Origin of the sequence: Paenibacillus sp. O199 (assembly GCF_001636635.1) — a bacterium.
GTDB classification, from domain to species: Bacteria; Bacillota; Bacilli; order Paenibacillales; family Paenibacillaceae; genus Paenibacillus; species Paenibacillus marchantiae.
Window position 1 is genome coordinate 38548 of record NZ_LGRP01000028.1, and the last position, 25218, is coordinate 63765.

At 44.8% G+C, this 25218-nt stretch carries 41 protein-coding genes; 39 read left to right on the forward strand and 2 right to left on the reverse strand.

From position 1 onward, the window contains the following. Positions 1-24: 24 nt before the first annotated feature. The 36 genes from rplD (at position 25) to A6049_RS26255 (ending at position 20956) form a co-directional block, all read left to right on the forward strand. Positions 25-648, forward strand: a complete 624-nt coding sequence (rplD, locus tag A6049_RS26080) for a 50S ribosomal protein L4 (RefSeq protein WP_063567425.1) — start codon at positions 25-27, stop codon at positions 646-648. Continuing rightward, positions 648-938, forward strand: a complete 291-nt coding sequence (gene rplW / locus A6049_RS26085) for a 50S ribosomal protein L23 (RefSeq protein WP_024633586.1) — start codon at positions 648-650, stop codon at positions 936-938. The genes rplD and rplW overlap by 1 nt, the downstream gene beginning before the upstream one ends. Before the next feature lie 30 nt (positions 939-968). Continuing rightward, on the forward strand, positions 969-1799 hold the full coding sequence (gene rplB / locus A6049_RS26090; protein ID WP_063567426.1) for a 50S ribosomal protein L2: 831 nt from the start codon (positions 969-971) through the stop codon (positions 1797-1799). A gap of 71 nt (positions 1800-1870) precedes the next feature. Further along, the gene (gene rpsS, locus A6049_RS26095; RefSeq protein WP_053779207.1) at positions 1871-2149 is read left to right on the forward strand and encodes a 30S ribosomal protein S19; all 279 of its coding nucleotides are present in this window, start codon (positions 1871-1873) and stop codon (positions 2147-2149) included. A 35-nt stretch (positions 2150-2184) separates the two neighbouring features. Then, positions 2185-2517 (forward strand): 50S ribosomal protein L22, encoded by a 333-nt coding sequence (rplV, locus tag A6049_RS26100; protein ID WP_024633583.1) that lies wholly within the window; start codon positions 2185-2187, stop codon positions 2515-2517. A gap of 15 nt (positions 2518-2532) precedes the next feature. Further along, entirely contained in the window at positions 2533-3198 is a 666-nt protein-coding gene (gene rpsC / locus A6049_RS26105) for a 30S ribosomal protein S3 (RefSeq protein WP_024633582.1), read from the forward strand. 2 nt (positions 3199-3200) lie between these two features. Then, a complete protein-coding gene (rplP, locus tag A6049_RS26110) occupies positions 3201-3635 on the forward strand; it encodes a 50S ribosomal protein L16 (protein WP_024633581.1) in 435 nt (144 codons plus the stop codon). Then, positions 3625-3822, forward strand: a complete 198-nt coding sequence (rpmC, locus tag A6049_RS26115) for a 50S ribosomal protein L29 (protein ID WP_017692083.1) — start codon at positions 3625-3627, stop codon at positions 3820-3822. Before rplP ends, rpmC begins: the two co-directional genes overlap by 11 nt. A gap of 48 nt (positions 3823-3870) precedes the next feature. Beyond that, entirely contained in the window at positions 3871-4137 is a 267-nt protein-coding gene (gene rpsQ, locus A6049_RS26120; protein WP_017692084.1) for a 30S ribosomal protein S17, read from the forward strand. Positions 4138-4172: 35 nt separating this feature from the next. After that, a complete protein-coding gene (rplN, locus tag A6049_RS26125) occupies positions 4173-4541 on the forward strand; it encodes a 50S ribosomal protein L14 (protein WP_024633579.1) in 369 nt (122 codons plus the stop codon). Between the two features lie 39 nt (positions 4542-4580). Beyond that, on the forward strand, positions 4581-4934 hold the full coding sequence (rplX, locus tag A6049_RS26130) for a 50S ribosomal protein L24 (protein ID WP_024633578.1): 354 nt from the start codon (positions 4581-4583) through the stop codon (positions 4932-4934). A 32-nt stretch (positions 4935-4966) separates the two neighbouring features. After that, a complete protein-coding gene (gene rplE / locus A6049_RS26135; RefSeq protein WP_024633577.1) occupies positions 4967-5509 on the forward strand; it encodes a 50S ribosomal protein L5 in 543 nt (180 codons plus the stop codon). 73 nt (positions 5510-5582) lie between these two features. Continuing rightward, a complete protein-coding gene (locus tag A6049_RS26140) occupies positions 5583-5768 on the forward strand; it encodes a type Z 30S ribosomal protein S14 (RefSeq protein WP_013312154.1) in 186 nt (61 codons plus the stop codon). Positions 5769-5800: 32 nt separating this feature from the next. Then, the gene (gene rpsH, locus A6049_RS26145) at positions 5801-6199 is read left to right on the forward strand and encodes a 30S ribosomal protein S8 (RefSeq protein ID WP_017692088.1); all 399 of its coding nucleotides are present in this window, start codon (positions 5801-5803) and stop codon (positions 6197-6199) included. A gap of 30 nt (positions 6200-6229) precedes the next feature. Continuing rightward, complete coding sequence (gene rplF / locus A6049_RS26150; RefSeq protein ID WP_024633576.1) at positions 6230-6772, forward strand: 50S ribosomal protein L6; 543 nt, start codon at positions 6230-6232, stop codon at positions 6770-6772. Positions 6773-6889: 117 nt separating this feature from the next. After that, complete coding sequence (gene rplR, locus A6049_RS26155) at positions 6890-7258, forward strand: 50S ribosomal protein L18 (RefSeq protein ID WP_063567427.1); 369 nt, start codon at positions 6890-6892, stop codon at positions 7256-7258. Positions 7259-7285: 27 nt separating this feature from the next. After that, the gene (gene rpsE, locus A6049_RS26160) at positions 7286-7783 is read left to right on the forward strand and encodes a 30S ribosomal protein S5 (RefSeq protein ID WP_017692091.1); all 498 of its coding nucleotides are present in this window, start codon (positions 7286-7288) and stop codon (positions 7781-7783) included. A 13-nt stretch (positions 7784-7796) separates the two neighbouring features. Further along, the gene (rpmD, locus tag A6049_RS26165; RefSeq protein WP_017692092.1) at positions 7797-7982 is read left to right on the forward strand and encodes a 50S ribosomal protein L30; all 186 of its coding nucleotides are present in this window, start codon (positions 7797-7799) and stop codon (positions 7980-7982) included. A gap of 43 nt (positions 7983-8025) precedes the next feature. Next, the gene (rplO, locus tag A6049_RS26170; protein ID WP_062836188.1) at positions 8026-8466 is read left to right on the forward strand and encodes a 50S ribosomal protein L15; all 441 of its coding nucleotides are present in this window, start codon (positions 8026-8028) and stop codon (positions 8464-8466) included. Next, positions 8466-9764: a preprotein translocase subunit SecY gene (secY, locus tag A6049_RS26175; protein ID WP_063567428.1), complete on the forward strand. Its 1299-nt coding sequence runs from the start codon at positions 8466-8468 to the stop codon at positions 9762-9764. Before rplO ends, secY begins: the two co-directional genes overlap by 1 nt. Before the next feature lie 90 nt (positions 9765-9854). Then, positions 9855-10499: an adenylate kinase gene (locus tag A6049_RS26180; RefSeq protein ID WP_024633570.1), complete on the forward strand. Its 645-nt coding sequence runs from the start codon at positions 9855-9857 to the stop codon at positions 10497-10499. 4 nt (positions 10500-10503) lie between these two features. Continuing rightward, complete coding sequence (gene map / locus A6049_RS26185; protein WP_063567429.1) at positions 10504-11256, forward strand: type I methionyl aminopeptidase; 753 nt, start codon at positions 10504-10506, stop codon at positions 11254-11256. A 10-nt stretch (positions 11257-11266) separates the two neighbouring features. Beyond that, positions 11267-11575 (forward strand): KOW domain-containing RNA-binding protein, encoded by a 309-nt coding sequence (locus tag A6049_RS26190; RefSeq protein WP_024633568.1) that lies wholly within the window; start codon positions 11267-11269, stop codon positions 11573-11575. A gap of 3 nt (positions 11576-11578) precedes the next feature. Beyond that, positions 11579-11794 (forward strand): translation initiation factor IF-1, encoded by a 216-nt coding sequence (infA, locus tag A6049_RS26195; protein ID WP_017692098.1) that lies wholly within the window; start codon positions 11579-11581, stop codon positions 11792-11794. A 152-nt stretch (positions 11795-11946) separates the two neighbouring features. Further along, complete coding sequence (rpmJ, locus tag A6049_RS26200; RefSeq protein WP_003333770.1) at positions 11947-12060, forward strand: 50S ribosomal protein L36; 114 nt, start codon at positions 11947-11949, stop codon at positions 12058-12060. A gap of 20 nt (positions 12061-12080) precedes the next feature. After that, complete coding sequence (rpsM, locus tag A6049_RS26205) at positions 12081-12449, forward strand: 30S ribosomal protein S13 (protein WP_053779200.1); 369 nt, start codon at positions 12081-12083, stop codon at positions 12447-12449. 19 nt (positions 12450-12468) lie between these two features. Then, positions 12469-12864 carry a 30S ribosomal protein S11 gene (gene rpsK / locus A6049_RS26210; RefSeq protein WP_017692100.1) on the forward strand — a complete coding sequence of 132 codons (396 nt, stop codon included), beginning with the start codon at positions 12469-12471 and terminating at the stop codon, positions 12862-12864. A 136-nt stretch (positions 12865-13000) separates the two neighbouring features. After that, positions 13001-13945: a DNA-directed RNA polymerase subunit alpha gene (locus A6049_RS26215; protein ID WP_017692101.1), complete on the forward strand. Its 945-nt coding sequence runs from the start codon at positions 13001-13003 to the stop codon at positions 13943-13945. Between the two features lie 34 nt (positions 13946-13979). Continuing rightward, on the forward strand, positions 13980-14345 hold the full coding sequence (gene rplQ, locus A6049_RS26220) for a 50S ribosomal protein L17 (RefSeq protein ID WP_017692102.1): 366 nt from the start codon (positions 13980-13982) through the stop codon (positions 14343-14345). A 159-nt stretch (positions 14346-14504) separates the two neighbouring features. After that, positions 14505-15278 (forward strand): tRNA pseudouridine(38-40) synthase TruA, encoded by a 774-nt coding sequence (gene truA, locus A6049_RS26225; protein WP_017692103.1) that lies wholly within the window; start codon positions 14505-14507, stop codon positions 15276-15278. A 205-nt stretch (positions 15279-15483) separates the two neighbouring features. Continuing rightward, complete coding sequence (gene rplM / locus A6049_RS26230; RefSeq protein ID WP_024633564.1) at positions 15484-15921, forward strand: 50S ribosomal protein L13; 438 nt, start codon at positions 15484-15486, stop codon at positions 15919-15921. 19 nt (positions 15922-15940) lie between these two features. Beyond that, positions 15941-16333 (forward strand): 30S ribosomal protein S9, encoded by a 393-nt coding sequence (gene rpsI / locus A6049_RS26235; RefSeq protein ID WP_017692105.1) that lies wholly within the window; start codon positions 15941-15943, stop codon positions 16331-16333. A 671-nt stretch (positions 16334-17004) separates the two neighbouring features. After that, a complete protein-coding gene (locus A6049_RS26240) occupies positions 17005-17697 on the forward strand; it encodes a phosphoadenylyl-sulfate reductase (RefSeq protein ID WP_063567430.1) in 693 nt (230 codons plus the stop codon). Positions 17698-17782: 85 nt separating this feature from the next. Beyond that, complete coding sequence (gene sat, locus A6049_RS26245) at positions 17783-18952, forward strand: sulfate adenylyltransferase (protein ID WP_063567431.1); 1170 nt, start codon at positions 17783-17785, stop codon at positions 18950-18952. Between the two features lie 68 nt (positions 18953-19020). After that, on the forward strand, positions 19021-19776 hold the full coding sequence (gene cwlD / locus A6049_RS26250) for an N-acetylmuramoyl-L-alanine amidase CwlD (RefSeq protein ID WP_063567432.1): 756 nt from the start codon (positions 19021-19023) through the stop codon (positions 19774-19776). 79 nt (positions 19777-19855) lie between these two features. Continuing rightward, complete coding sequence (locus A6049_RS26255; protein WP_063567433.1) at positions 19856-20956, forward strand: Mrp/NBP35 family ATP-binding protein; 1101 nt, start codon at positions 19856-19858, stop codon at positions 20954-20956. Positions 20957-21053: 97 nt separating this feature from the next. On the opposite strand, the gene gerD is transcribed toward A6049_RS26255, so the two are convergent. Continuing rightward, positions 21054-21815: a spore germination lipoprotein GerD gene (gerD, locus tag A6049_RS26260; RefSeq protein ID WP_063567434.1), complete on the reverse strand. Its 762-nt coding sequence runs from the start codon at positions 21813-21815 to the stop codon at positions 21054-21056. 125 nt (positions 21816-21940) lie between these two features. Here gerD and A6049_RS26265 point away from each other — a divergent pair, with 125 nt between their 5' ends. Next, positions 21941-22570 (forward strand): KinB-signaling pathway activation protein, encoded by a 630-nt coding sequence (locus tag A6049_RS26265; protein WP_063567435.1) that lies wholly within the window; start codon positions 21941-21943, stop codon positions 22568-22570. A 141-nt stretch (positions 22571-22711) separates the two neighbouring features. On the opposite strand, the gene pdaB is transcribed toward A6049_RS26265, so the two are convergent. Continuing rightward, the gene (gene pdaB / locus A6049_RS26270) at positions 22712-23488 is read right to left on the reverse strand and encodes a polysaccharide deacetylase family sporulation protein PdaB (protein ID WP_063567436.1); all 777 of its coding nucleotides are present in this window, start codon (positions 23486-23488) and stop codon (positions 22712-22714) included. Between the two features lie 121 nt (positions 23489-23609). Between pdaB and A6049_RS26275 the strand changes: the two genes are divergently transcribed. Then, positions 23610-24227, forward strand: a complete 618-nt coding sequence (locus A6049_RS26275) for a stage II sporulation protein M (RefSeq protein ID WP_063567437.1) — start codon at positions 23610-23612, stop codon at positions 24225-24227. 210 nt (positions 24228-24437) lie between these two features. Continuing rightward, on the forward strand, positions 24438-24668 hold the full coding sequence (locus A6049_RS26280; protein WP_017692114.1) for a hypothetical protein: 231 nt from the start codon (positions 24438-24440) through the stop codon (positions 24666-24668). Positions 24669-25218: the final 550 nt, after the last annotated feature.

Consider the following 25218-nt stretch of genomic DNA (forward strand, 5'->3'; position numbering starts at 1 on the left):
CACTGAAGAAAGGAGGAACACAAAATGCCAAAAGTATCAGTTTACAATGTAGATGGTAGCCAAGTAGGTGAAGTTGAATTGAACGATGCGGTTTTCGGAATTGAGCCGAACCAACACGTTCTGTACGATGCAGTTCTTATGCAACGCGCTTCCCTTCGTCAAGGTACCCACAAAGTAAAAGGACGTTCTGAAGTACGTGGCGGTGGACGTAAGCCTTGGAAACAAAAAGGTACAGGTCGCGCTCGTCAAGGTTCAATTCGTTCACCACAATGGAAAGGCGGCGGTATCGTATTTGGTCCAACACCACGGAGCTATGCGTATAAACTGCCTAAGAAAGTTCGCCGTTTGGCGATCAAATCAGCTCTTTCATCCAAAGTGATCGACAATGACATTATCGTTCTGGACGCTCTCACGCTGAGCTCACCTAAAACGAAAGAATTTGCAGCCATCTTGAATAACTTGAAAGTTGGACGCAAAGCTTTGATCGTAGCTCCTAGCTATGATGATAATGTGGCTCTTTCCGCACGGAATATTCCAGGCGTGAAATTCGTAGCTGCTGACGGCATTAATGTTCTTGACGTGCTTTCGCACGACAAACTGATCATTACGAAAGAAGCAGTTCAGAAGGTAGAGGAGGTGCTCGCGTAATGAAGGATCCTCGTGATATTGTAAAACGTCCGATTATTACGGAACGTACTGCTGACATGATGAATGACTTGAAATATGTATTTGAAGTCGATATCCGTGCAAACAAAACCGAGATCAAGAAAGCCGTGGAAGCTATTTTCAACGTAAAAGTGAAAAACGTGAACACGCTTCGTGTTCCAGCTAAGCCAAAACGGTACGGACGTTATTCCGGATATACTAGCGAATGGAAAAAAGCGTTTGTAACGCTGACACAAGACAGCAAAACGCTTGAGTTCTTTGAAACTGTATAATTGAATTTTTGAAGTAAGGAGGGAAACCCAGTGCCAATCAAAAAGTATAAACCAACATCCCCGGCAAGACGGAACATGTCCGTTTCTACATTTGAGGAAATCACCACAGATCAGCCGGAGAAATCGTTGTTGGCCCCATTGAGCAAACAAGCAGGCCGCAACAACCAAGGTAAAATTACAGTTCGTCACCATGGTGGTGGACACAAACGTAAATACCGTATCATCGACTTCAAACGTACTAAAGATGGAATACCGGGCCGCGTTGCTACGATTGAGTATGACCCGAACCGTACATCTAACATCGCTCTGATTCACTATGCTGATGGTGAAAAACGTTATATCATCGCTCCTAAAGGTTTGAAAGTTGGAGATCAAGTATTCTCCGGACCTGAATCAGACATCAAAATCGGAAACGCATTGCCACTCGAAAATATTCCAGTAGGTACTGTTATCCACAACATCGAGTTGAAACCAGGTAAAGGCGGACAATTGGTTCGTGCTGCTGGTACAGAAGCTCAATTGCTTGGTAAAGAAGAAAAATACGTTTCTGTTCGTCTCTCTTCCGGAGAAGTTCGTCGTATTTTGAAAGTTTGCCGCGCAACAATTGGAGCTGTTGGTAACCAAGACCACGAGCTCATCAAAATCGGTAAAGCCGGTCGTAGCCGTTGGTTGGGTAAACGTCCTGAAGTTCGTGGTGTAGTAATGAACCCTAACGATCACCCACACGGTGGTGGTGAAGGTCGTGCTCCAATCGGACGTAAATCGCCAATGTCACCATGGGGTAAACCTACTCTTGGTTACAAAACGCGTAAGAAAAATAAAGCTTCTGATAAATACATCATTCGCCGCCGCACGAAGTAATACACATTGTGCATAACTTCGTGAGGCATCTGCGGATGCATAATAGCTACGTTTGAAGGGAGGATCTCCACATGGGTCGCAGTTTGAAAAAAGGGCCATTCATTGATGGCTACATGCTGAAAAAAGTAGAAGACATGGAAGCATCCGGTAAAAAGCTTGTTATTAAAACCTGGTCCCGTCGTTCTACAATTTTCCCGCAATTCATCGGACACACATTTGGCGTATATGACGGTCGTAAACACGTACCAGTATACGTAACTGAGGACATGGTCGGACACAAATTGGGTGAGTTCGCTCCAACCCGTACGTACAAAGGCCATACTGATGATGATAAGAAAACAAGAAGATAAATGAATATCTTTAATGTTTGAGAGGAGGTTACACAATGGAAGCAAAAGCACATGCTAAGTTTATCCGGATTGCTCCTCGTAAAGTTCAACTCGTTGTTGACTTGATTCGCGGCAAGCAAGTAGGTGAGGCGGTTGCCATTCTCCGTCACACTCCGAAATCCGCTTCTCCTATCGTTGAGAAGTTGCTTAATTCCGCTATTGCGAATGCGGAACATAACTATTCTTTGGATGTTAATAACTTGGTTATCTCGCAAGCTTACGTGAACCAAGGACCGACAATGAAACGTTTCCGCCCTCGTGCAATGGGACGTGCAAGTCGTATTAACAAACGTACTAGCCACATCACTTTGGTGGTATCTGAAAAGTAGAAGGAGGGGAAATGTGTGGGCCAAAAGGTAAATCCAGTCGGACTCCGTGTCGGAATTATCCGTGACTGGGAATCTAAGTGGTATGCAGGTAAAGACTTCGGCGATCTTTTGATGGAAGACGTGAAAATTCGTGAATTCCTGAAAAATAAATTGAAAGACTCCGCTATGTCTCGTGTTGAAATCGAGAGAGCGGCTAACCGCGTAAACGTAACGATCCACACTGCGAAACCAGGTATGGTTATCGGTAAGGGTGGTTCGGAAGTTGAAAATCTGCGTAATCAAATTACGAAAATCGCAGGCGGTAAAAAAGTACACATCAACATTTCTGAAATTAAGAATCAAGACCTGGACGCAATCCTGGTAGCTGAAAGCATCGCACAACAATTGGAACGTCGTGTTTCTTTCCGTCGTGCTCTGAAACAAGCTATTCAAAGAACAATGCGCTCTGGTGCAAAAGGTATTAAAACTCAAGTGGGCGGACGTCTTGGCGGTGCTGAGATTGCTCGTTCGGAAGGCTACAGCGAAGGAACTGTTCCACTGCACACGCTTCGTGCCGACATCGACTACGGTACAGCAGAGGCTCATACTACTTACGGCCGTATCGGCGTGAAAGTATGGATCTATCGTGGAGAGGTTCTTCCTACGGCTAAGAAACAAGCTGCTAAGGAAGGAGGCAACTAATCATGTTGGTACCAAAACGTGTAAAACACCGTAAGCAACAACGTGGACATATGAAGGGCCAAGCTAAAGGCGGAACTACGCTGAACTTTGGTGAATATGGTCTGCAAGCTACGGAACCGGCTTGGATTACGAACCGTCAAATCGAAGCGGCTCGTATTGCGATGACTCGTTACATCAAACGTGGTGGTAAAGTTTGGATCAAGATCTTCCCAGACAAACCAATCACTCAAAAGCCTCTCGAGGTTCGGATGGGTAGCGGTAAAGGTAACGTAGAAAAATGGGTTGCAGTTGTGAAACCAGGTAAGATCATGTTTGAACTTGCTGGTGTACCGGAGGATGTTGCTCGTGAAGCAATGCGTCTTGCCGCTCATAAACTGCCAATCAAAACGAAGTTTGTGAAACGTGAAGAATTGGGTGGTGAAGCAAATGAAAGCTAGTGAATTTCGCAACCTAACCTCTGCTGAAATCGAGCAAAAGATTGCCGGATTTAAAGAAGAACTCTTTAACCTCCGCTTTCAACTCGCTACCGGTCAGCTGGATAACCCGACTCGAATCCGTGATGTGCGGAAAGAAATAGCTCGTGCTAAAACCATTATCCGTGAAAGAGAATTGGGAATCGGTTAATTAGGGATCGGATGTATAATCCGTCCGTAATCAGGAAGGAGGCCAACAATGAGCGAAGAACGTAACGCACGTAAAGTGCAAACCGGTAAAGTGGTCAGCGATAAAATGGACAAAACGATTGTTGTTGCTGTAGAAACTTACAAAAAACACAACTTGTACCATAAACGCATTAAGGTTACTAAAAAATTCAAAGCGCATGACGAAGAAAACACTGCGAAAATCGGTGACACGGTGAAAATCATGGAGACTCGTCCGCTTTCGAAAGATAAACGCTGGAGACTTACTGAAATCGTAGAAAAAGCGGTTATCATCTAATGCATCAGCAGCATAGCTGAAAGGAGGAATACTAAATGATTCAACCATTTACACGTTTGACTGTGGCTGACAACTCCGGTGCGAAGGAACTGATGTGTATCCGCGTACTCGGCGGTACGGGACGTCGTACAGCTCAAATCGGTGATCTGATCGTTTGTTCTGTAAAACAAGCAACACCAGGCGGCGTTGTCAAAAAAGGTGATGTAGTTAGAGCGGTTGTCGTTCGTACGAAGCGTTCTGTACGTCGTAAAGACGGTTCCTACATCGGTTTTGATGAAAATGCAGCGGTTGTTGTAAAAGACGACAGAAGCCCGCGTGGAACACGTATTTTCGGACCTGTTGCTCGTGAACTTCGCGAGAAAGACTTCATGAAAATCGTTTCCTTGGCCCCAGAAGTTATCTAAAGCTTAATCTCGTGATGTTAGAAACAGGAGGTGTACGAAATGCCAAGAGTGAAAAAAGTTCTGGAATCCCATAACAATAAACTTCATGTTAAAAAAGAAGATACAGTTATGGTGATCAGCGGTAAAGACAAAGGTAAAAAAGGCCGTGTCATCGCTGCTTATCCTCGTGAGAACCGCGTCCTTGTGGAAGGTGTTAACATGATTAAAAAACACCAGAAGCCTAACCAGCAAAATCCGCAAGGCGGCATTATCGAGAAGGAAGCTCCGATTCACGTTTCCAACGTAATGCACATCGATCCAAAGAGCGGAAAAGTAACCCGTGTAGGTTACAAAGTGTTGGATAACGGAAAGAAAGTGCGCGTTGCTAAACGTTCCGGAGAAATTATCGACTAATTGAACCGAATGAGAAAGGAGGTCTATGATTCATGGCAGCAAGAATGAAAGAACGTTACCTGAACGAAATTGCTCCTGCTTTGATGCAGAAGTTTAACTATACAACGGTAATGCAAGTGCCGAAAATCGAGAAAATCGTTATCAACATGGGTGTGGGCGACGCTGTCCAAAACTCCAAAGTGTTGGATTCCGCAGTAAACGATTTGCAATTGATCGCAGGTCAAAAACCTGTAATCACTCGTGCTAAAAAATCTATCGCAGGTTTCAAACTGCGTGAGAACATGCCTATCGGTGTGAAAGTAACATTGCGCGGCGAGCGCATGTACTTCTTCCTCGATAAACTGCTCAACGTTACGCTTCCTCGTGTCCGCGACTTCCGCGGTGTATCGAGTAAAGCTTTCGACGGACGTGGTAACTACACACTGGGTCTGAAAGAACAATTGATCTTCCCAGAGATCGAGTATGATAAAGTAGACAAAGTCCGCGGTATGGATATTGTCATCGTAACAACGGCGAAAACAGACGAAGAATCCCGTGAATTGCTCACGCAACTCGGAATGCCTTTCGTAAAATAATGTTGCTATAACGTTTCCGGGTGTCTGGAAAGACTCCCTTTTCTCCGAAATTATTTAGGAGGTGTCAGGCTAAGTGGCAAAAACTTCGATGAAAGTTAAACAACAACGTACACCAAAGTTTAAAGTACGTGCTTATACACGCTGTGAGCGTTGCGGACGTCCACATTCGGTCCTGCAAAAGTTCAAAATTTGCAGAATTTGCTTCCGTGAATTAGCTTATAAAGGCCAGATCCCTGGCGTGAAAAAAGCAAGCTGGTAAAAAGTCCTGAACGGGAAGGAGGTTAACTCACAATGACTATGTCTGATCCAATTGCAGATATGCTTACTCGTATTCGTAACGCGAACACAGTTCGTCACGAAACGGTAGAAATGCCTGCTTCGACAATGAAAAAACAAATCGCCGATATCCTGAAGCGTGAAGGTTTCATCCGTGACGCTGAAGTTATCGATGATAACAAACAAGGGATTATCCGTGTTTTCCTGAAATACGGTCAAAATAACGAGCGTGTTATTACTGGTCTGAAAAGAATCAGTAAACCTGGTCTTCGTGTTTACACGAAAAGCAACGAAGTACCTCGTGTACTTGGTGGTCTGGGTATCGCTATCATCTCGACATCCAAAGGTATCATGACGGACAAAGAAGCTCGTCAATCAAAATCCGGCGGAGAAGTCGTCTGCTACGTATGGTAATATAACGTCACAAGATAGGAGGTGCAACATATGTCTCGTATTGGTCGCAAACCAATTACAGTACCAAGTGGTGTGGACATCACACTGGACAACACCGTTATTACGGTAAAAGGACCAAAAGGATCTTTGACTCGTGAACTTCATAAAGATATGAAGGTAACAGTTGAAAACAACGAAATTACAGTTGTGCGTCCTTCCGATAACAAAACTCACCGTTCTTTGCACGGCACAACGCGTAGCGTTGTAAACAACATGGTGAGTGGTGTTACTGAAGGATTCGCAAAATCTCTGGAGCTGGTTGGGGTCGGATATCGTGCAAGCAAATCCGGAGATAAAATCGTTCTGAACGTTGGCTACTCTCACCCGGTTGAAATTACACCGGAAGCGGGAATCGAATTCGAAGTTCCTTCGAATACGAAAATCATCGTTCGCGGAATCGATAAAGAGCGTGTAGGTGCTTACGCTGCTAAAATCCGTTCCGTTCGTGAACCTGAGCCGTACAAAGGTAAAGGTATTAAATATGAAGGCGAGCGTATCATCCGTAAGGAAGGTAAAGCCGGTAAGAAGAAATAAGATTTTTCTTACCGCCTTTGCGCGGTTTTCGGCTTGCTTGCTTCTTGTGTTTCTAATATACCCCGTGGCTTCCGGTTTGAAGCCAGCGAGGTAACCTGAAAGGAGTGAATCCCTGAGATGATTACGAAAACAGATAAAAACAAGGCACGTCTGAAAAGACACCTGCGTGTTCGTAAGAAAATCCAAGGAACGGCAGCACGTCCTCGTTTGAACGTATTCCGTTCTGGTAAACATATGTATGCTCAAATCATCGATGATGTTGCTGGTGTAACAATCGCTTCCGCGTCTACCGTAGACAAAGAATTGAGCACTGACATCAAAAATGGTGCATCTGTTGAATCAGCTCGTAAAGTTGGCGAACTCGTTGCTAAACGTGCTAAAGACAAAGGTGTTTCCAACATCGTATTTGACCGTAGCGGTTATCTGTACCATGGTCGTATCGCAGCATTGGCTGAAGCGGCTCGTGAAGCAGGACTTGAGTTTTAAGATATTTTTCAAAAGGAGGTTAACGACTTGCGTGTAGATCCGAATACTTTGGAACTGACTGAAAGAGTTGTAAATATTAATCGCGTAGCTAAAGTAGTAAAAGGCGGACGCCGTTTCAGCTTTAGCGCACTGGTTGTAGTCGGCGACGGCAACGGCTGGGTTGGAGCTGGTATCGGTAAAGCGGGCGAAGTACCTGATGCAATTCGCAAAGGTATTGAAGACGCTAAGAAAAACCTTGTACACGTTCCACTCGTAGGAACATCGATTCCTCACTTGGTAACAGGTAAGTTCGGCGCAGGACGCGTGCTGTTGAAACCAGCATCTGAAGGTACTGGTGTTATCGCTGGTGGTCCTGTACGTGCGGTTCTCGAACTTGCTGGTGTAGGTGACATTTTGACAAAATCTCTGGGTTCTTCGAATTCCATGAACATGGTCAATGCGACTTTGGAAGGTTTGTCCCGTTTGAAGCGTGCTGAAGACGTGGCTAAACTGCGCGGAAAATCCGTCGAAGAGCTTCTGGGTTAAGGAGGGAATTCTCATGGCTAAATTAGAAATTACCCTCGTCCGCAGCTTGATCGGACGTCCGGAGACGCAAAGAACAACTGTGAAAACATTGGGTTTGCGCAAAATCAATAGCAAAGTGGTACAAAACGATAATCCTGCCATCCGTGGTATGATTAACAAAGTAAGCCACTTGGTTGCTGTTAAAGAAGTAGAAGCTTAAAAACGGGTTAATCCCACAAATCTTTAAGGAGGTGCAACGAACGATGAAGTTACATGAGCTTTCACCATCTCCTGGATCCCGCAAAGAACGTAAACGTCTTGGTCGCGGTCCAAGTAGTGGTACAGGTAAAACATCAGGTCGCGGTCACAAAGGACAAAACGCTCGTTCTGGCGGTGGAGTACGTCCAGGCTTCGAAGGTGGACAAAATCCATTGTATCGTCGCTTGCCAAAACGTGGTTTTGTAAACCCAACTCGCAAAGAATATGCAGTTGTGAATACTGAAGACCTGAACAGTTTTGCTGCGGGTACTGAAGTAACTCCAGAATTCTTGATGACGAACGGCGTAGTTAAAAACGCTAAATCCGGAATCAAAATCCTGGGTAACGGTGATGTCACTGTGAAGCTGACTGTTAAAGCTAACAAGTTTTCTCAATCTGCTATTGAGAAAATTGAAGCTGCCGGCGGTACAACTGAGGTGATTTAATGTTCAAGACCCTAAAGAATATCTGGCGGGTTGAAGATCTGCGCAAAAGGGTATTATTTACCCTTTTTGTACTGATCATTTACCGCATCGGCTCCTTTGTTCCCGTACCGGGAGTTAACAAAGATGTGTTCGAAGCGACAAATTCTGCGGGTAAAGAAGTTTTTGGACTTCTCAATACGTTCTCGGGTGGAGCGCTCTTCCAGTTCTCGATATTTGCGCTCGGGATCGTGCCTTACATCACTGCGTCTATCATAGTGCAGCTGCTTTCCATGGACGTTATTCCTAAATTAGCGGAGTGGGCAAAGCAGGGTGAACAAGGTAAGAAGAAATCTGCACAACTGACCCGTTATTTAACGGTAGGTCTGGCATTGATTCAAGCGTTTGGTACGTCGATCGGATTCAACCGCTTGTACAATACAGAAATGGTGCCTAACGCAACATTTGCAGATTATATCTTGATCGCAATTGTACTTACGGCCGGTACTTCATTCCTAATGTGGCTTGGTGAGCAGATCACCGAAAAGGGCATAGGAAACGGGATTTCGATTTTGATCTTTGCGGGTATCCTATCAACGGTACCTAATATTATCAAACAAACGATCGAATCCGACTTCATCCAAGCTGATCAACTGTTCATGAACATTCTTAAAGGGGTAATCGTCGCAATTGTTATTGTGCTGATTATCATAGGTGTCATTTACATCCAGCAGGCGATTCGGAAAATTCCTGTACAGTACGCTAAACGTGTCGTAGGTAACAAAATGTACGGTGGACAGAACACACATATCCCGCTGAAGATTAATGCAGCAGGTGTTATCCCTGTCATCTTTGCTTCATCTCTGTTGATGTTCCCATCGATCATCGCAAACTTCTGGGCTGATCGTACGTGGGCACAGTGGATCGGAGCCAATCTCACTACTCACAAACCTCTGGGTATGTTACTCTATGTAGTGATGATTTTCGGGTTCACATTCTTCTATACTTTTGTACAGATGAATCCACAGCAGATGGCTGACAACATGAAAAAGAACGGCGGTTACATCCCAGGCATTCGTCCGGGTAAAGCAACCGAGAAATATCTGACCCGTGTCATGACTCGTTTGACAACGGCAGGTGCCATCTTCTTGGCAGTAATTTCCGTTCTGCCTGTAATCTTGGGGGCACTTTCTGGTTTGCCTCAATCAGCGCAAATTGGAGGAACTTCTCTCCTGATCGTTATCGGTGTTGCGCTGGATACCATGAAGCAAATCGAAAGCCAATTGATCAAACGCCACTACAAAGGTTTTATCAATAAATAGGCAATAGGTACCGGTCAAGCTAAGATTTACTTGCCGGCACCTATTGTGCTGTTTGTTGATGTAGGGTAGTCTTGGAGGGAGTGACATAACGTGAACATCCTATTCATGGGCCCTCCGGGGGCAGGAAAAGGAACGCAAGCAGACGTCATTGTGAAAGAGTTCGGTATTCCCCACATTTCAACAGGCGATGCATTTCGTCTGGCGATTAAGCAGGGAACTCCCATTGGCCTGAAAGCCAAAGAATATATGGATCAAGGATTGCTCGTACCAGATGATGTAACCATCGGCATTGTTGAAGAACGTTTGCAGCAGCCTGATTGCAGAGAAGGATTCCTCTTGGATGGATTTCCAAGAACCCTGTCTCAAGCAGAAGCGCTCGATGGCATTCTGGATCGACTGAACTCAGGTCTCGATCATGTAATCAACCTGAAAGTGGACCGCAACAAATTGCTCGCCCGTTTGACGGGTCGTCGTATTTGTAAGAACTGTGGCGCCACATATCATGTCGTGTTCAATCCGCCCAAGCAGGAAGGTATTTGTGATAAATGCGGCGGTGACTTGTACCAGCGCTCTGATGATAATGAAGAGAGCGTAGGCACACGTCTCGACGAATATATCAACAAAACAGCACCACTCCTCACATTTTATGAGAACAAAGGCCTTCTTCGTCAAATGGACGGAGAGCAGGATATCGATCAAGTTTCTCATGAAATCGTGTCCCTGCTGCGAGGTTAATTGAATGATCATTGGTAAGTCCGAAACGGAACTGGGCTTGATGAGGGAAGCAGGGAGAATTGTTGCGGAAACGCATCGTCTCTTGGCAGAGCATATCGCTCCCGGTATTACGACTGGAGAACTTGACCATATGGCCGATCAATACATCCGCAGTCAAGGAGCTGTGCCGTCTTTCAAAGGTTATAACGGTTTCCCTGCCAGTGTGTGCGCTTCAGTGAATGAAGAGTTGGTGCATGGATTTCCCGGCAAACGAAAGTTGAACGAGGGCGATATCGTTACGTTTGACATTGGCGCGCAGTACCAGGGTTATCACGGAGATTCCGCCTGGACTTATCCAGTCGGCCGTATTTCCGAAGAAGCCCGTCGTCTTCTGGACGTTACCGAGGCTTCGTTATACGCAGGTCTGGCGCTGGTAAAACCGGACGTTCGCTTGTTTACAATATCTCATGCGATTCAGAAATATATTGAAGATGAAGGGTTCTCGGTAGTACGTGAATATGTCGGTCACGGTATAGGAGCGGATCTGCACGAAGAACCACAGATTCCGAACTATGGTCTTCCTGATCGGGGACCACGGCTTAAAGCGGGCATGGTGCTGGCCATAGAGCCGATGGTTAACGCAGGTAGACGGTATGTGAAAACGTTGGAAGATAACTGGACTGTCGTCACTGTTGATGGATCGTTATGCGCCCACTTTGAACACACCGTAGCAGTTACACAAGAAGGCATGGAAATTTTCACAAAACTGAATGCGTAGGTGATAAGGCATGAACAATCAGTCTAATCCGCAGCTCGGTCAACTTGTGAAGATCCGTAAAGGCCGCAATGCGGACCAAGCCGCAGTAATTGTTGCTATAGCGGACAGTAAGTTCGTATATATTGCGGATGGGGACAAACGTAAGTTTGATCAACCCAAGAAGAAGAATATTCTTCATCTTGAACTCCAGCCGATGATTAGCAGCGAGGTTGTAAACAGTTTAAACGAGAGTGGTCGGGTGACAAACGGAAAGCTCCGCTATGCGGTTCATTCGTTTCTGGAATCCACCAACATTCAAGCTGAAGAGAAAGGAGACTGACTAATGGCCAAGGAAGATGTCATTGAAGTGGAAGGTACGGTTCTCGAACCGCTACCGAATGCAACGTTCAAGGTTGAGCTTGAGAACGGTCATCAAATTCTCGCTCACGTTTCCGGCAAGTTGCGGATGCACTTTATTCGTATCCTGACTGGAGACAAAGTAGTTGTTCAGTTATCACCTTATGATTTGACAAAAGGTCGTATAACTTACCGTAAATAGTAGTAGACAGTTGCAATGAACTGTGAAGCTTATGAAGCGGGTTTTGCCCGGCAAAACTTGCGAAAGCTTCGAAGCCGGTTTTACAATGGTAAAACAAGGTCAATGCTTACGAAGAGGGTTTTGCTTAGCAAAACTTTGAGGAGGTAATTCACATGAAGGTAAGACCTTCGGTCAAGCCGATTTGCGAAAAATGCAAAGTCATTCGCCGCAAAGGGAATGTTATGGTTATCTGTGAAAATCCGAAACACAAACAAAAACAAGGTTAAAGAAGGGGGTGTAGCGTAAAATGGCACGTATAGCTGGTGTGGATTTGCCACGTGATAAGCGCGTTGAGATCGCCTTGACTTATATTTTCGGAATCGGTAAAACGACTTCCCAGAAAATTCTGAGCACAACAGGCATCAATCGGGACACTCGTGTCCGTGATTTGACGGAAGATGAAGTCAGCAAATTGCGTGAAAGTATCGACAAAGAGGTCAAAGTAGAAGGTGACCTGCGTCGTGAAATCTCTTTGAATATTAAACGTTTGACGGAGATCGGTTGTTACCGTGGAGTTCGTCATCGTCGTGGTCTGCCTGTTCGTGGACAACGTACGAAAACGAATGCTCGTACTCGTAAAGGTCCTCGTCGTACTGTAGCGAACAAGAAGAAATAATAAGGGGGGATAAGAGAAAATGGCTAAACCGAAAAAAGTCGTACGTACTAAACGTCGTGACCGTAAAAATATTGAATCTGGCGTGGCACATATCCGCTCCACGTTCAATAACACTATCGTTACCATTACGGACCCTCACGGAAACGCAATTTCGTGGGCAAGCTCCGGCGGCCTCGGATTCAGAGGTTCCCGTAAATCGACTCCGTTTGCTGCACAAATGGCTGCTGAGACTGCTGCCAAAGCTGCAATGGAACATGGGATGAAAGCCGTTGAGGTTATGGTTAAAGGGCCAGGCGCAGGCCGTGAAGCAGCGATCCGCTCTTTGCAAGCTGCTGGTCTTGAAGTTAACCTGATCAAAGACGTAACTCCAGTCCCGCATAACGGATGCCGTCCTCCAAAACGTCGTCGTGTCTAATGAGATTTGCCCCTGCGTGTGGTATATTTCCGGCACAATCTGCTAATAATGGTTGTTTAGGCATACTACTACATGTTTTCGCAAGAGAAGGTAAATGTTTCATAGAGGACCGACGTTTTGAAGGAGGGGTATTGCAGTGATTGAAATCGAAAAGCCGAAAATTGAGACGGTAGACGTCAACGATGATGGCACCTATGGGAAATTCGTAGTAGAACCGCTGGAGCGCGGATACGGTACGACGCTTGGAAACTCGCTTCGCCGAATCTTGCTCTCGTCACTGCCGGGTGCGGCAGTGTCTTCGGTTCAAATCGATGGCGTTCTGCATGAATTTGCTACAGTTCCTGGCGTAATGGAAGATGTTACGGAGGTCATTCTTAACCTGAAAGCTTTGTCGCTTAAAATTCATTCTGATGAGGAGAAAGTGCTCGAGATTGATGCTGAAGGCGAAGGAGCAATTACGGCTGGAGATATCCGTGCTGACTCCGATGTGGAAATCCTTAACCCGGATTTGCACATTGCTACGCTCGGACCAGGTTCGAGACTTCACATGCGTATTTTTGCCAATCGCGGTCGCGGCTACGTCCAGGCAGATCGGAATAAACGCGATGACCAGCCGATCGGCGTCATCCCAGTCGATTCCATCTTCACCCCGATCAGCCGCGTTAACTACGCTGTGGAAAATACGCGTGTCGGCCAAGTAACCAACTATGACAAGCTCACGTTGGAAGTTTGGACTGACGGAAGTATTCGTCCTGAAGAGGCTGTAAGCCTTGGCGCTAAAATTTTGACCGAGCATCTGATGCTCTTCGTGGGTCTTACAGACGAAGCGAAAGATGCAGAGATTATGGTCGAAAAAGAAGAAGACAAAAAAGAAAAAGTACTCGAAATGACGATCGAAGAGCTGGATCTCTCTGTTCGTTCCTACAACTGCCTCAAACGTGCCGGTATTAATACCGTACAAGAGCTGACTACGAAAACAGAAGAAGACATGATGAAAGTCCGTAACCTCGGACGCAAGTCTTTGGAAGAAGTTCAAGAGAAGCTTGAGGAACTTGGTTTGGGACTCCGTACAGAAGAATAGACAGCCGAGTGCTTGAAGTGAAGGAGGGAAAACAATGGCATACCAAAAGTTGGGCCGTAATTCCAGCGCACGTAAAGCTTTGTTCCGTGACCTGGTAACCGACCTGTTCTTATACGAACGCATTCAGACAACTGAAGCGAAAGCAAAAGAGGTTCGTTCTATTGCTGAAAAACTGATCACTAAAGCGAAAAAGGGAGATCTTCATGCCCGTCGCCAAGTGGCAGCTTATGTTCGCCGCGAAACTATCGATGGTGAGCAAGATGCAATCCAAAAACTGTTTAGCGAATTGTCCGGTCGTTACGCTGAGCGTCCAGGTGGATACACTCGTATCTTGAAACTGGGACCTCGTCGTGGTGACGCAGCGCCAATGGTTTACTTGGAACTGGTAGACCGCGCGTAAAACAGATGAGATGAGGAAAGGGGACAGAATCAACGATTCTGGATTAACCCTTTTTTTCTCTTCATTTCGGAATTCGTGCTGTAATAGAAGCTCCGTAAGGGGCTTCTTTTGCTGTTCGGGATAGGGATATGTATAGTATGGAACAAAGGTGTGGTAATAATGCGGAACTTATGTATGACGTTAACTTATGATGGCACTGCCTATTTCGGCTTCCAAGTACAGCCGGGTGGGAATACCATTCAGGATCATCTTGAAGATGCGATTCGTGCTTTAACCGGTGAGAAGGTTAAAATTACAGGTTCAGGCCGAACAGATGCAGGTGTTCACGCCCGCAGACAAATCTTCAATTTTCCTACGGAGTCCCAGATCCCGATTGAACGTTGGTGTATTGCACTCAACTCCAGATTACCCTCCGATATTGTCGTTATTGATGCGATTGAAGTTTCGGCTGATTTTCATTCTCGCTATGCAGCGAAAAAGAAAACGTATCGTTATACAGTCAATGCGAATCAATTTCCGGATGTATTCAACAGAAGACTGCAATATCATCATCATGCGAAGCTTGATATTATGGCAATGCAGGAGGGCTTACGACATTTCATAGGGACGTATGATTTTACCTCTTTTGCTTCACGCAAGTCTCAGAAAGAGAATCATGTCCGTTCGGTGTACGAAGCATGGATGGAAGTGGACCGATCAATGTGCAGAGACCATCCGCGCGATCAGGGTGTCATTCACATTTATGTGAGTGGTAACGGCTTTTTGCAGCATATGGTTCGTATCATTGTAGGTACACTGCTGGAGATCGGAGAGGGCAAACGGAAAGCCTCTGATGTACCAAATATGATTGCTGCATGTAATCGATCTGCTGCAGGACCTACTGCAGTTAGCTGCGGTTTAATGCTCTGGGATCTTGAATACAAAAAAGATTAAATTTGGTGAGTGAAAAGCTTAATTAACACTTGCGATTTAATCGCCTATCATGTAATATAAAAGTTGTGTTTTCTTAATGGCTTTCCCACAGCCCCAATTAAGAGGTTCACATCAAATTTACAATCCATCAACACCTAAAGTTATAACTTAACGAACGAAGATAAATGAAAATGATGATTTTGAACATTTTAAGGAGGAACTTTTCATGCGTACTACGTACATGGCGAAGCCTAACGAAGTTGAGCGCCAATGGCACATCATTGATGCTGAAGGCAAAACCCTCGGACGTTTGGCGAGCGAAGCGGCAGCTTTGATTCGCGGCAAACACAAGCCACAATTCACTCCACATGTGGACACTGGCGATTTCGTTGTTATCATCAATGCTGAGAAAATCGTATTGACTGGTAAGAAAATGCAAGGTAAAAAATACTACCGTCACTCAATGCACCCAGGTGGTTTGAAAGTAACTACAGCTGAAGAGATGGTTAAAAACAAACCTGAGCGTATGTTGGAATTGGCTGTTCGCGGTATGCTTCCTAAAACTCGCATGGGCGAGAAAATGAAGTTGAGACTTAAAGCGTACAGAGGCACTGAGCATCCACATGCAGCACAAAAACCAGAAGTTTACGAACTTCGCGGTTAATTAAAAGGAGGACAGTTTCATGGCACAAGTACAATACTATGGGACAGGTCGTCGTAAACATTCGGTAGCACGTGTTCGCCTTGTACCGGGTGAAGGACGCATTGTCATCAATAAACGTGATATTAATGAATACTTCGGTTTGGAAACACTCAAACTGATCGTAAAACAACCACTGAACTTGACAGAAACGCTCAACAACTATGACGTTCTTGTTATTGCTCATGGTGGCGGAATCTCCGGTCAAGCCGGCGCAATCCGTCATGGTATCTCCCGCGCTCTGTTGAAAGCAGATCCGGAATACCGTGCTTCCCTGAAAAAAGCAGGATTCCTGACTCGTGATCCACGGATGAAAGAGCGTAAAAAATACGGTCTCAAAGCCGCACGTCGCGCACCTCAGTTCTCCAAACGTTAATATGCATTACAAGCCTTTGGCCTCGGTCAAAGGCTTTTTTGTATTTACAGACCAATAGGTGTATTAAATGTTCTTTACTTTAGAAGATGCACCAAAGTAGCTTCGGGTTCCTCTGTATCGGTTAAAGTTTCTTCCTCCAGCTAATACTCCAGTAAACGCAACCCTCCTATAGCACAAAGATCAAATTTGCAGGTTAGGAACATCATAATGGTTGTAATCATTCATTTTTCATTCTCAATTTTCATCAGTTTTTCTTATGGTTTTGATAAAGGTCCCTTACAATTGAAGAATAGGATTCCCGCATTTATCTCATTATTAAATCCTTCTCGTTTTTCTATATTCCTTCGATTCTATAGAGTTATTCTATACATCGTTTTATCAAATTGGCACCATAAACCCAGCAGTGGCAAAGGATTTCAATGACGAAGAGATAAGGATAAAATAAAAGTCGAAGACGTTACACATGGATGCTTTTATCCACAAATCGTTTAAATGCATAATTAACACCAAATTATATTCAAAACGAACAACAAAAAAATGGGCCGAAACTGATGTTTTTTACCATATGGCAGGCATTGACATCCCCCATGAAAGATTTATACTATACATAATTCATATTAGATTAGTCGGCTTTAGTGATTGTTGAAATGCAGAATGGGGGAAATGCAGACATGAACTTGTTGGAGAAAGAAGAACTTGCACGGACGAAGGCTGAAGAATTGGAAAACGCAAGTCCAGAGGATATTATTCGTTATGCTATTGAGACGTTTCCAAATATCACTTTTGCATGCAGCTTCGGTGCGGAGGATGTTGTACTTGTAGATATGCTTCAGAAGATTAGCCCATCCACGGATATATTTTATCTAGATACTGATTTTCATTTTAAGGAGACATACGAAACTCGTGACAAAATGAAAGAGAAATACAATCTTGATTTTGTACGTGTGGCTCCGAAAATTACTCCGGAGGAGCAGGCAGCTCAACATGGAGAACAATTGTGGAAGTCGGATCCTAATGCTTGCTGTAATATTCGGAAGGTTGAGCCGCTGACACGTATTCTATCCCAGTATGATGCATGGATTACCGGTATTCGGAGAGATCAAGCACCGACACGTGCAAATTCCAAAAAGGTCGAATATGATGCTAAGTTTGGACTTATGAAGTTCAACCCGATTGCACATTGGACTACAGAGGATGTATGGGATTATATTCGTGTTAATAATGTTGTGTACAATCCGCTGCATGATCAAAATTACCCGAGTATCGGTTGTGAGTATTGCACACGTCAGGTTATGCCAGGAGAAGATCCACGTGCGGGACGCTGGTCTGGGAACGAAAAAACGGAATGTGGTCTTCATAAATAATTTATTCAGAATAAGTGATGGACTTAATAATGCACTAGAATCATTCTTGATGATATAAAAAATGGTGAAACAGGGAGCTGACAAGATGACTTCGATTCTGCCTCATGGAGGTACGCTGATACAGCGTGTCGTACAAGGAGAAGAACGGGAACAATTATTACGAGAGAGTGAGAAACTGTCCTCTTTACGTATTAACAGCTGGACAATTTCGGATTTGGATCTCATTGGTGTGGGTGCATTCTCACCGCTTCAAGGTTTCATGAATGAAGAAGACTATCTTTCAGTTATATCTCGTATGCGTCTTGCTGACGGAACAGTCTGGAGTATCCCCATTACCTTAGCTGTAGATGAGCAGCAGGCTGCATCACTCCAGATCGGTGAGACTTTGGCACTTATTGGCGATAATGACGGAGTAACCTATGGATTGCTGGAAGTGAAGAGCTTATATAAAGTAGATCAGGGTGAAGAAGCACGTCGTGTCTTCAAGACGGATGATCCAGAGCACCCGGGTGTGAAGAAACTGCTGGAACGACCTGCAACGTATGTAGGAGGTCCAATTCAAGTGCTGAATCGTCCCAAACCGGCCAAGTTCGAACAGTTCTATTATGATCCTGCTGAGACACGGAAAACGTTCCAGGATAAGGGCTGGAAGACGGTTGTTGGTTTTCAGACGCGTAATCCGGTCCATCGTGCCCATGAGTACATTCAGAAGAGTGCAATGGAGATTGTGGACGCCCTGTTCTTAAATCCGCTTGTAGGCGAAACGAAGTCTGATGACGTGCCTGCCGATGTACGAATGAAGAGTTATCTGGTTTTGCTGGAGAACTATTATCCGGCTGATCGTGCGTTTCTAGGCGTATTTCCGGCAGCTATGCGGTATGCTGGTCCAAGAGAGGCCATTTTCCACGCGATGGTACGTAAAAATTATGGTTGTACTCACTTTATTGTAGGTCGCGACCATGCAGGTGTGGGTGACTACTACGGAACATATGAAGCGCAGGAGATCTTTACTAACTTCACACCGGAAGAACTCGGTATCACGCCTTTGTTCTTTGAACATAGTTTTTTCTGCACCAAATGTGGCAACATGGCATCAAGCAAAACCTGCCCGCATGATAAAGAACACCACATGGCTCTGTCTGGCACGAAAGTACGTGGCTTGCTACGAGATGGCCAATGCCCTCCACCTGAATTTACGCGCCCAGAGGTAGCTGAGGTGCTGATTGAAGGAATGGCAGAGCAAGTCCGCTCCTAACGGTATATTTGTCCATCTTGTCCCATATAGATGATTAGAGTCATTTAAAGGGACGAGGTGGTTTTTTTATGCGTAAAAATATGGGGAAGCACTTTGTGATCTGGATTAGGTTACGCACCATGAAGAGGGTCATGTTAAGCCTTTGTTTGCTTGCCATGTTTGTGGCGGTGGTGACGTATGAGTTGCCCTCCTCCAAAATGTCCGGTTACTGGGGGCTGCCATTAGCGGGAAAAGTCATTGCCATTGATGCAGGACATGGTGGGCCAGATGGGGGAGCAGTGAGTAAGCAGGGAGTCATTGAGAAAGATATCAATTTATCCATTGCGCTGTACGTACGAGATTATCTGCAGCAAGCAGGGGCCTTGGTTGTGATGACCCGAGAAATAGACACCGATTTGGCTGCTTCAGATACGAAAGGTTACTCCAAACGCAAGACGGAAGATCTGAAACAAAGAGTAAGAAGAATCGAGGATAAGCAGGCAGATCTCTTTATCAGCATTCATATGAACAGTGTACCTTCGAACCGCTGGAGTGGCGCTCAAGTTTTTTATACACCCAATCATCCCGATAATGCAGGATTAGCCAATCTGCTTCAGCAAGAAATGATTCGTAATCTGGAAAATACAGATCGAATCGCGAAAACGGTAAATACCGTTTATTTGCTCCAGGCGTTAAAAATTCCCTCGGCACTTGTGGAGGTAGGGTTCCTTTCTCACCCGGAAGAGGCGCGTCTTCTTGCAGATGAAACCTATCAGCGTAAAGTGGCTGCATCCATCTATAACGGGATTCTCCGTTATTCGTCAGGAGAACGTCCTAAAAGTTAGTCACAATGAGAAAGGTAATGATATAATTGAATCAGCATACCTAATTACATGCCAATAGATAAAGCTGAGGTGCTGTCTGATGTTATCAAAAGAACAGATACTTGAACTATTGCAGCCGTTGCAGGAACCGCAATTGGGCGTAAGTTTGACTGAACTGCAGTGGGTCCGTGATGTCATGGTTAAAGAAAATCATGTTGCTCTTACTATGGTGACGCTGGAGAACCGCACAGAGGATACAACTGCTCTAAGCGATGCCGCGCGCAACCTGTTGTCCCAACACGGAGTGAATGATGTACATATTCGTCTGCGTGCAGCGTCAGAGCATGAGCGTGAGAGCCTGAACATAGGACAAGCGGATCATGAGGAAGACCAGGACGAAGTGCTTGTCAAAGGCCATGCAGCAGGGCTGGACGGACATGAGTTGTTAAGTCCTGAATCCGGCGTACGTTTTATTGCTGTTGCTAGTGGTAAAGGCGGCGTCGGCAAATCGACGGTAACCGTTAATTTGGCTGCAGCTCTGGCACGTCAAGGCAAGAAGGTTGGCTTGATTGATGCAGATATATATGGCTTCAGTGTACCTGACATGATGGGAATTGAGGAATATCCAGTCGTTGAGGACGGGGTTATCCAACCCGTTGAGCGTTTCGGCGTAAAAGTGATGTCGATGGGATTCTTTATTCGAGAGAATAACCCGGTGATCTGGCGTGGACCTATGTTGGGGCGGATGTTGCGCCAATTCTTTACCGATGTAAACTGGGGAGAGTTGGATTATATGCTGCTTGATCTGCCTCCGGGTACGGGGGATGTCGCACTAGACGTACACCAGATGCTGCCTCACAGCAAAGAAATCATCGTTACAACACCTCATGCAACCGCTGCCTTTGTAGCTGCACGTGCAGGTGCCATGGCCATTCAGACGGAACATGAGCTGCTTGGTGTGGTAGAGAACATGGCTTATTATGAATGTAGCAAATGCGGAGAGAAAGATTATGTATTTGGCCGAGGCGGTGGGGGTACTCTTGCCGAGAGTCTTCATACAGAGCTGCTTGCGCAGATTCCACTGGGAGCGCCGGATAATCATATTTCGGAGCCGGATTTTTCACCATCCGTGTATAAAGCGGATTCGAGCATCGGTGCGATCTACGACGAGGTTGCCCAAACTGTTGATGCCAAGTTTTAAATTTTCTAATGACGTAAAATATATAAAAAGGCCCACATCCATGGATGTGGGCTTTTTTTCAACATGTGATAACTTTTAACTTTGAAGTATGATCAACTTACGATCCTCCATTACTTCCGTCGCCACCACTGTTACCATCACTACTACCGTCACTGCTGCCACTTCCGCCATCCCCATTGTCGTCTTTGCTTTGGCCCTCCTGTTTGCCGCCTTGTTCTGTTTTGGGTTGCAACTCATCCTGGACTACCTTTTTAAGCAAAGTCAGCACTTCCATCCGGAATAAAGGATTTTGCATGACTTCCTGCATAACGGTCATCGTTTGTTTACGATATTCGGGCGTTTTGGTCATATCCATAAACATCTTGGACACTTCAGGAGATTTCATGACATCCCCAATGGATTTTTGATACGTTGGATCTTTGATTAATTGCATATGCAGTTGCTTGCTTTGGGAGTTAATCACTTTGGCGAATTCACCTGCAAACTGTGGATCCGTCATAATTTTCTCGAATTCCTTCTGGTATTCAGGAGCCGTGATGGTATCTTTTACAGCTATACGTATTTGTTCTGAAGATTGCATAGGCATTAACATTTTCATACCCACTGTTCCAGATCCACCGCCAGAAGCTCCACTTTGGCCAGAAGCGCCGCCTTCGCCACCACCAGAAGAACTTTGTCCAGTGAGAGCTTCCTCGACCGCCTTTTTACCTTCGTCACTTTTGAGAATATCCACGACCATCGTTTTCATCTCTTTATAACCGCCCTGAGGAGGCGAATAATTCTGATCTGAGCCACAGCCGGCGAGCATGACGGATAGTCCAAGTACGACACAGCATAACTGCCACAAAGGCCGTTTCATGTGCACAACCCCTCCTTGATTAGATACTGGATGTAGTATGTGATGGGAAACCGCTAAATATGTTGAATGATGATGGTTTTTTGCTGTGAAGGTTGGTAAAATAAACTCTCGGGGGTGGAAAACATTTGAATTTACGTAAATGGTTTTTCCTATTTTGGTCAGCCTTGCTTATAGGGGCTGCAGGATCATTAGTGACGGGTCTAATTATGATGCTGGTTAATGGAGAAAAAACGAATGGAATGACCGATTTTCTAATTTATCTCCTGATCTTGTTTGGTTCCGGTATTATGATTAGCGTGTATTCGCAAATGGGTTTTTTCGCATACTTGATATTGAACTATATGGGCAAAGGTGTATTTTCGAAACGCAGTTGGCAAATTGTACAGATTGTTCTAACCGTTTTGGCATTGCTTGATGTCATGTTTTTACGTTTGTTTGTTGGTGGGGAACGAGAACGGCTATCCGATATTGTGCTTGGAATCATTATTTTGGCAGCTGGAATTGTTACCGCTTACGTAAAGGTGAAAAAGACACATATTTCGGCGCTGGTGCCTACACTCTTTTTCATGGTGGCTGTTACCGTGGTGGAGACGATCGGTGTGCTGAGAATTGATGTGAATGCGGCTACCATCTTTATTGTGGTTCCACTGTTAATCTGTAATGCATACCAAATGCTGATATTGCACAGGCTGGTAGATGGGTCCATGGAGCAGCGGGTTAGTGGAAAGACCGAGGTACAAGAAAGTCATGCGTAGCGATTATCTTAAAAAAAACGCCAAAAAGAGCTAACCTGGTTAGCTCTTTTCCATTTATGGCGCTTCAGCGCCTTTTTACAAGGCATGGAGTACAGAAGGGAAGTATACAGTTTGCCTCAGCAATACTGCTTTAATTAACGTTTACTGTGCACTGGCTTGGTCGCGAACTTCCGTACCTTTGACACTTGAATGGTTAAGCAGCTCAGAAACCGTCACGAATTCATAACCTTGATTTTTTAACTTGTCGATAATGACGGGTAATGCTTCATGCGTTTGTTTCGAGGAATCACTAGCGTGCAGCAGCACAATGTCACCAGGATGCGCCTTGCTAACTACACGATCAACAATGGTCTGTACACCAGGGTTCTTCCAGTCCTGCGAATCGGTGTCCCATTGGACAACCTGATAATTCAGACTGCTGGCAACCTGGAGAACACGTTTGTCAAAGTCGCCATTAGGTAGACGCAGCAATTTCGGTTCTTTTCCCGTTAAATCGGTTAAAATGCTATGAGCTGTCGAAATCTCCTTGCGGATCTCCTCTTCAGTCAGGCTGCTGTAATTATCATGCTTGTGACCATGGCTGCCGATTTCGTATCCTGCGTCTTTGATGGCTGTTACAATCTCGGGGTGTGTCTTACTCCAGGGGGAGGACAAGAAGAAAGTGGCCTTCTGAACTTTATTTTCTTGGAGGACCTTCAGAATAGGCTCTGTCCTTTTATCTCCCCAGCTAATGTCAAAGGTAAGTGCAATAACCTTCTTCTCGGTTGGAACGCTGTATACGGCGGATGGTGCATCCTCCGAGAATACAGAAATATTGCCGCTCTCCAGATAAATAATCCCGATAGCAAAGACGGCAGCAACCAGCACAATCAGGAAACGTTTGATCTTTTTGCCGCTAAATACATAGAACGAGTTCATTTCAATAAGCGCCCCTCTCCCATAAGAAATGCTTGTTTACTCTCCAATGTATGCTCGTACCTCGCAGTTATTCGTATCAGACGTTTGTTTGTCCAACATCTTGGTTCCACAGGAGGATATTATGTTAAAATTCAGTACATTTCTTAGAGCTTTAGGTTCCATTCGTGGTGCATTAATCTGGTCGATCGTATTGTTTGTTGTTGGAATAGGCACGGGATGGGTGAGTACAGGAACACTTGAGGATATATTGTTGAATCAAATCGGGGGACTAAGGGAGGTTAGTGAGCGGCTGGAGCAGGGGAACAATGTGCAATGGAACTTCTTCCTCTTTATCTTTTTCAATAACGCCATCAAAAGTGTACTCGTGATCTATGCCGGTATCTTCTTTGGCATTCTGCCTGTCGTTTTCCTGTTAATCAATGGCATGGTTATCGGTTTTCTGGTACACACCACAATGAACTATGGGGCCAGCTTCTTTGATATTGTTGTAAAAGGACTTCTTCCACATGGCATTATTGAAATTCCGGTAATTATTATCGCTTGTGCATTCGGTTTAAGGTTTGGTGGATTAGCTCTCAAAAGTCTTGGTCAATTTGGCGGGAAGAAACGAAATACGATTGGTAGCCAATGGAGTGCGTTTATGCGCACAACGGTAACTGCATCCTGCTGGATTGTTATTTTGCTACTTGTTGCAGCGATTATTGAAAGTACACTTACCTACAGCTTGGTGCGAGGATAAATTTGTATGGGATGACATTCATAAATTTTCAGAAAGTTGACCATAACAATAAAACGGGTTTCAGTAGCAACCACCAAAGGACAAATAAAGATGATCCTGGGTTTGCTACTAAAACCGGCGCTGTCCGATATATAGCCTGAATTAAAGGGGCTCGAATATGACATACACTGGGACACGCCATTATCCATATGCAGAAAAAGGAGAACTCTAATGCTGGGTATGCTGTTTAACGAGAAGGAATGCAAGGAACTGGATTATGTATTGCGCAAAGAGCTTGATGAAATGTTGTTCGACTTAAGTGACAACCGTCTCGATCAAGAAATTAAATACGCCATAGCAAGTCGCTACAAGACTGTGTTCCGTATGTATGCGCGCTTTGCGCCACCCAAAGAGTTATCCAAATATGCTAGAGGCGGCAAACTAAAAAAATCCAAGCCATAATGATGTGGTCAGTGGGATGCTGAAGTTCACCATATAAGAGAGGTGCGGCCCGTAAAGCCAGAGCTGTACCTCAGACACCATGAATCAGTAATAGGTAGAATAGGCGGCTTTGAAAAGGGATATGAAACATTTTGTCGAAAAAGGGTTGACCTTTTTTGTTCAATATGATAAATTAATTTTCGTTCCTTTTTTAAGGAAAAGTTAACCGGAACAAGCGCTGGAATAAAGCGATTGAAAATAAATCAAAAAAAGTGCTTGCAAAGTAAACTTAAACATGATATATTATAAAAGTCGCCGCTGAAAATACGGTGACAAAGAAAACAGAAACAAATTGAATGTTTGATCTTTGAAAACTGAACAACGAGTGAGTAACGATCTTGCTTGCAAGATCGACGCTGAGAAATCGGTACACGTCTTCGGGCTGTATGATTTCGAAGCAAAAATGAGATTTTTAATCTCGTCAGTTTCAAAAGAGCTTATCGCTCTTTTCAAATATTTGAGATGATTTTCATAGCGTTTAACCACGCTGCTGAAATTCATCTTTATTGGA

What these genes read in the sequence shown, in the direction of transcription:
- A6049_RS26280 (WP_017692114.1), top strand. Translation starts at nt 24,438, where the DNA reads ATGCTGGGTATGCTGTTTAACGAGAAGGAATGCAAGGAACTGGATTAT.
- rpsI (WP_017692105.1), top strand. Translation starts at nt 15,941, where the DNA reads ATGGCACAAGTACAATACTATGGGACAGGTCGTCGTAAACATTCGGTA.
- rpsS (WP_053779207.1), top strand. Translation starts at nt 1,871, where the DNA reads ATGGGTCGCAGTTTGAAAAAAGGGCCATTCATTGATGGCTACATGCTG.
- rpsQ (WP_017692084.1), top strand. Translation starts at nt 3,871, where the DNA reads ATGAGCGAAGAACGTAACGCACGTAAAGTGCAAACCGGTAAAGTGGTC.
- rpmJ (WP_003333770.1), top strand. Translation starts at nt 11,947, where the DNA reads ATGAAGGTAAGACCTTCGGTCAAGCCGATTTGCGAAAAATGCAAAGTC.
- sat (WP_063567431.1), top strand. Translation starts at nt 17,783, where the DNA reads ATGACTTCGATTCTGCCTCATGGAGGTACGCTGATACAGCGTGTCGTA.
- rplO (WP_062836188.1), top strand. Translation starts at nt 8,026, where the DNA reads ATGAAGTTACATGAGCTTTCACCATCTCCTGGATCCCGCAAAGAACGT.
- rplP (WP_024633581.1), top strand. Translation starts at nt 3,201, where the DNA reads ATGTTGGTACCAAAACGTGTAAAACACCGTAAGCAACAACGTGGACAT.
- map (WP_063567429.1), top strand. Translation starts at nt 10,504, where the DNA reads ATGATCATTGGTAAGTCCGAAACGGAACTGGGCTTGATGAGGGAAGCA.
- rplW (WP_024633586.1), top strand. Translation starts at nt 648, where the DNA reads ATGAAGGATCCTCGTGATATTGTAAAACGTCCGATTATTACGGAACGT.
- rpmC (WP_017692083.1), top strand. Translation starts at nt 3,625, where the DNA reads ATGAAAGCTAGTGAATTTCGCAACCTAACCTCTGCTGAAATCGAGCAA.
- rplD (WP_063567425.1), top strand. Translation starts at nt 25, where the DNA reads ATGCCAAAAGTATCAGTTTACAATGTAGATGGTAGCCAAGTAGGTGAA.
- truA (WP_017692103.1), top strand. Translation starts at nt 14,505, where the DNA reads ATGCGGAACTTATGTATGACGTTAACTTATGATGGCACTGCCTATTTC.
- rpsK (WP_017692100.1), top strand. Translation starts at nt 12,469, where the DNA reads ATGGCTAAACCGAAAAAAGTCGTACGTACTAAACGTCGTGACCGTAAA.
- cwlD (WP_063567432.1), top strand. Translation starts at nt 19,021, where the DNA reads ATGCGTAAAAATATGGGGAAGCACTTTGTGATCTGGATTAGGTTACGC.
- pdaB (WP_063567436.1), bottom strand. Translation starts at nt 23,488, where the DNA reads ATGAACTCGTTCTATGTATTTAGCGGCAAAAAGATCAAACGTTTCCTG.
- A6049_RS26190 (WP_024633568.1), top strand. Translation starts at nt 11,267, where the DNA reads ATGAACAATCAGTCTAATCCGCAGCTCGGTCAACTTGTGAAGATCCGT.
- rplE (WP_024633577.1), top strand. Translation starts at nt 4,967, where the DNA reads ATGGCAGCAAGAATGAAAGAACGTTACCTGAACGAAATTGCTCCTGCT.
- A6049_RS26240 (WP_063567430.1), top strand. Translation starts at nt 17,005, where the DNA reads ATGAACTTGTTGGAGAAAGAAGAACTTGCACGGACGAAGGCTGAAGAA.
- rpsM (WP_053779200.1), top strand. Translation starts at nt 12,081, where the DNA reads ATGGCACGTATAGCTGGTGTGGATTTGCCACGTGATAAGCGCGTTGAG.
- rpmD (WP_017692092.1), top strand. Translation starts at nt 7,797, where the DNA reads ATGGCTAAATTAGAAATTACCCTCGTCCGCAGCTTGATCGGACGTCCG.
- rplQ (WP_017692102.1), top strand. Translation starts at nt 13,980, where the DNA reads ATGGCATACCAAAAGTTGGGCCGTAATTCCAGCGCACGTAAAGCTTTG.
- rplN (WP_024633579.1), top strand. Translation starts at nt 4,173, where the DNA reads ATGATTCAACCATTTACACGTTTGACTGTGGCTGACAACTCCGGTGCG.
- infA (WP_017692098.1), top strand. Translation starts at nt 11,579, where the DNA reads ATGGCCAAGGAAGATGTCATTGAAGTGGAAGGTACGGTTCTCGAACCG.
- gerD (WP_063567434.1), bottom strand. Translation starts at nt 21,815, where the DNA reads ATGAAACGGCCTTTGTGGCAGTTATGCTGTGTCGTACTTGGACTATCC.
- rplX (WP_024633578.1), top strand. Translation starts at nt 4,581, where the DNA reads ATGCCAAGAGTGAAAAAAGTTCTGGAATCCCATAACAATAAACTTCAT.
- A6049_RS26275 (WP_063567437.1), top strand. Translation starts at nt 23,610, where the DNA reads ATGTTAAAATTCAGTACATTTCTTAGAGCTTTAGGTTCCATTCGTGGT.
- rpsH (WP_017692088.1), top strand. Translation starts at nt 5,801, where the DNA reads ATGACTATGTCTGATCCAATTGCAGATATGCTTACTCGTATTCGTAAC.
- A6049_RS26255 (WP_063567433.1), top strand. Translation starts at nt 19,856, where the DNA reads ATGTTATCAAAAGAACAGATACTTGAACTATTGCAGCCGTTGCAGGAA.
- rplM (WP_024633564.1), top strand. Translation starts at nt 15,484, where the DNA reads ATGCGTACTACGTACATGGCGAAGCCTAACGAAGTTGAGCGCCAATGG.
- rplR (WP_063567427.1), top strand. Translation starts at nt 6,890, where the DNA reads ATGATTACGAAAACAGATAAAAACAAGGCACGTCTGAAAAGACACCTG.
- secY (WP_063567428.1), top strand. Translation starts at nt 8,466, where the DNA reads ATGTTCAAGACCCTAAAGAATATCTGGCGGGTTGAAGATCTGCGCAAA.
- rplF (WP_024633576.1), top strand. Translation starts at nt 6,230, where the DNA reads ATGTCTCGTATTGGTCGCAAACCAATTACAGTACCAAGTGGTGTGGAC.
- rplV (WP_024633583.1), top strand. Translation starts at nt 2,185, where the DNA reads ATGGAAGCAAAAGCACATGCTAAGTTTATCCGGATTGCTCCTCGTAAA.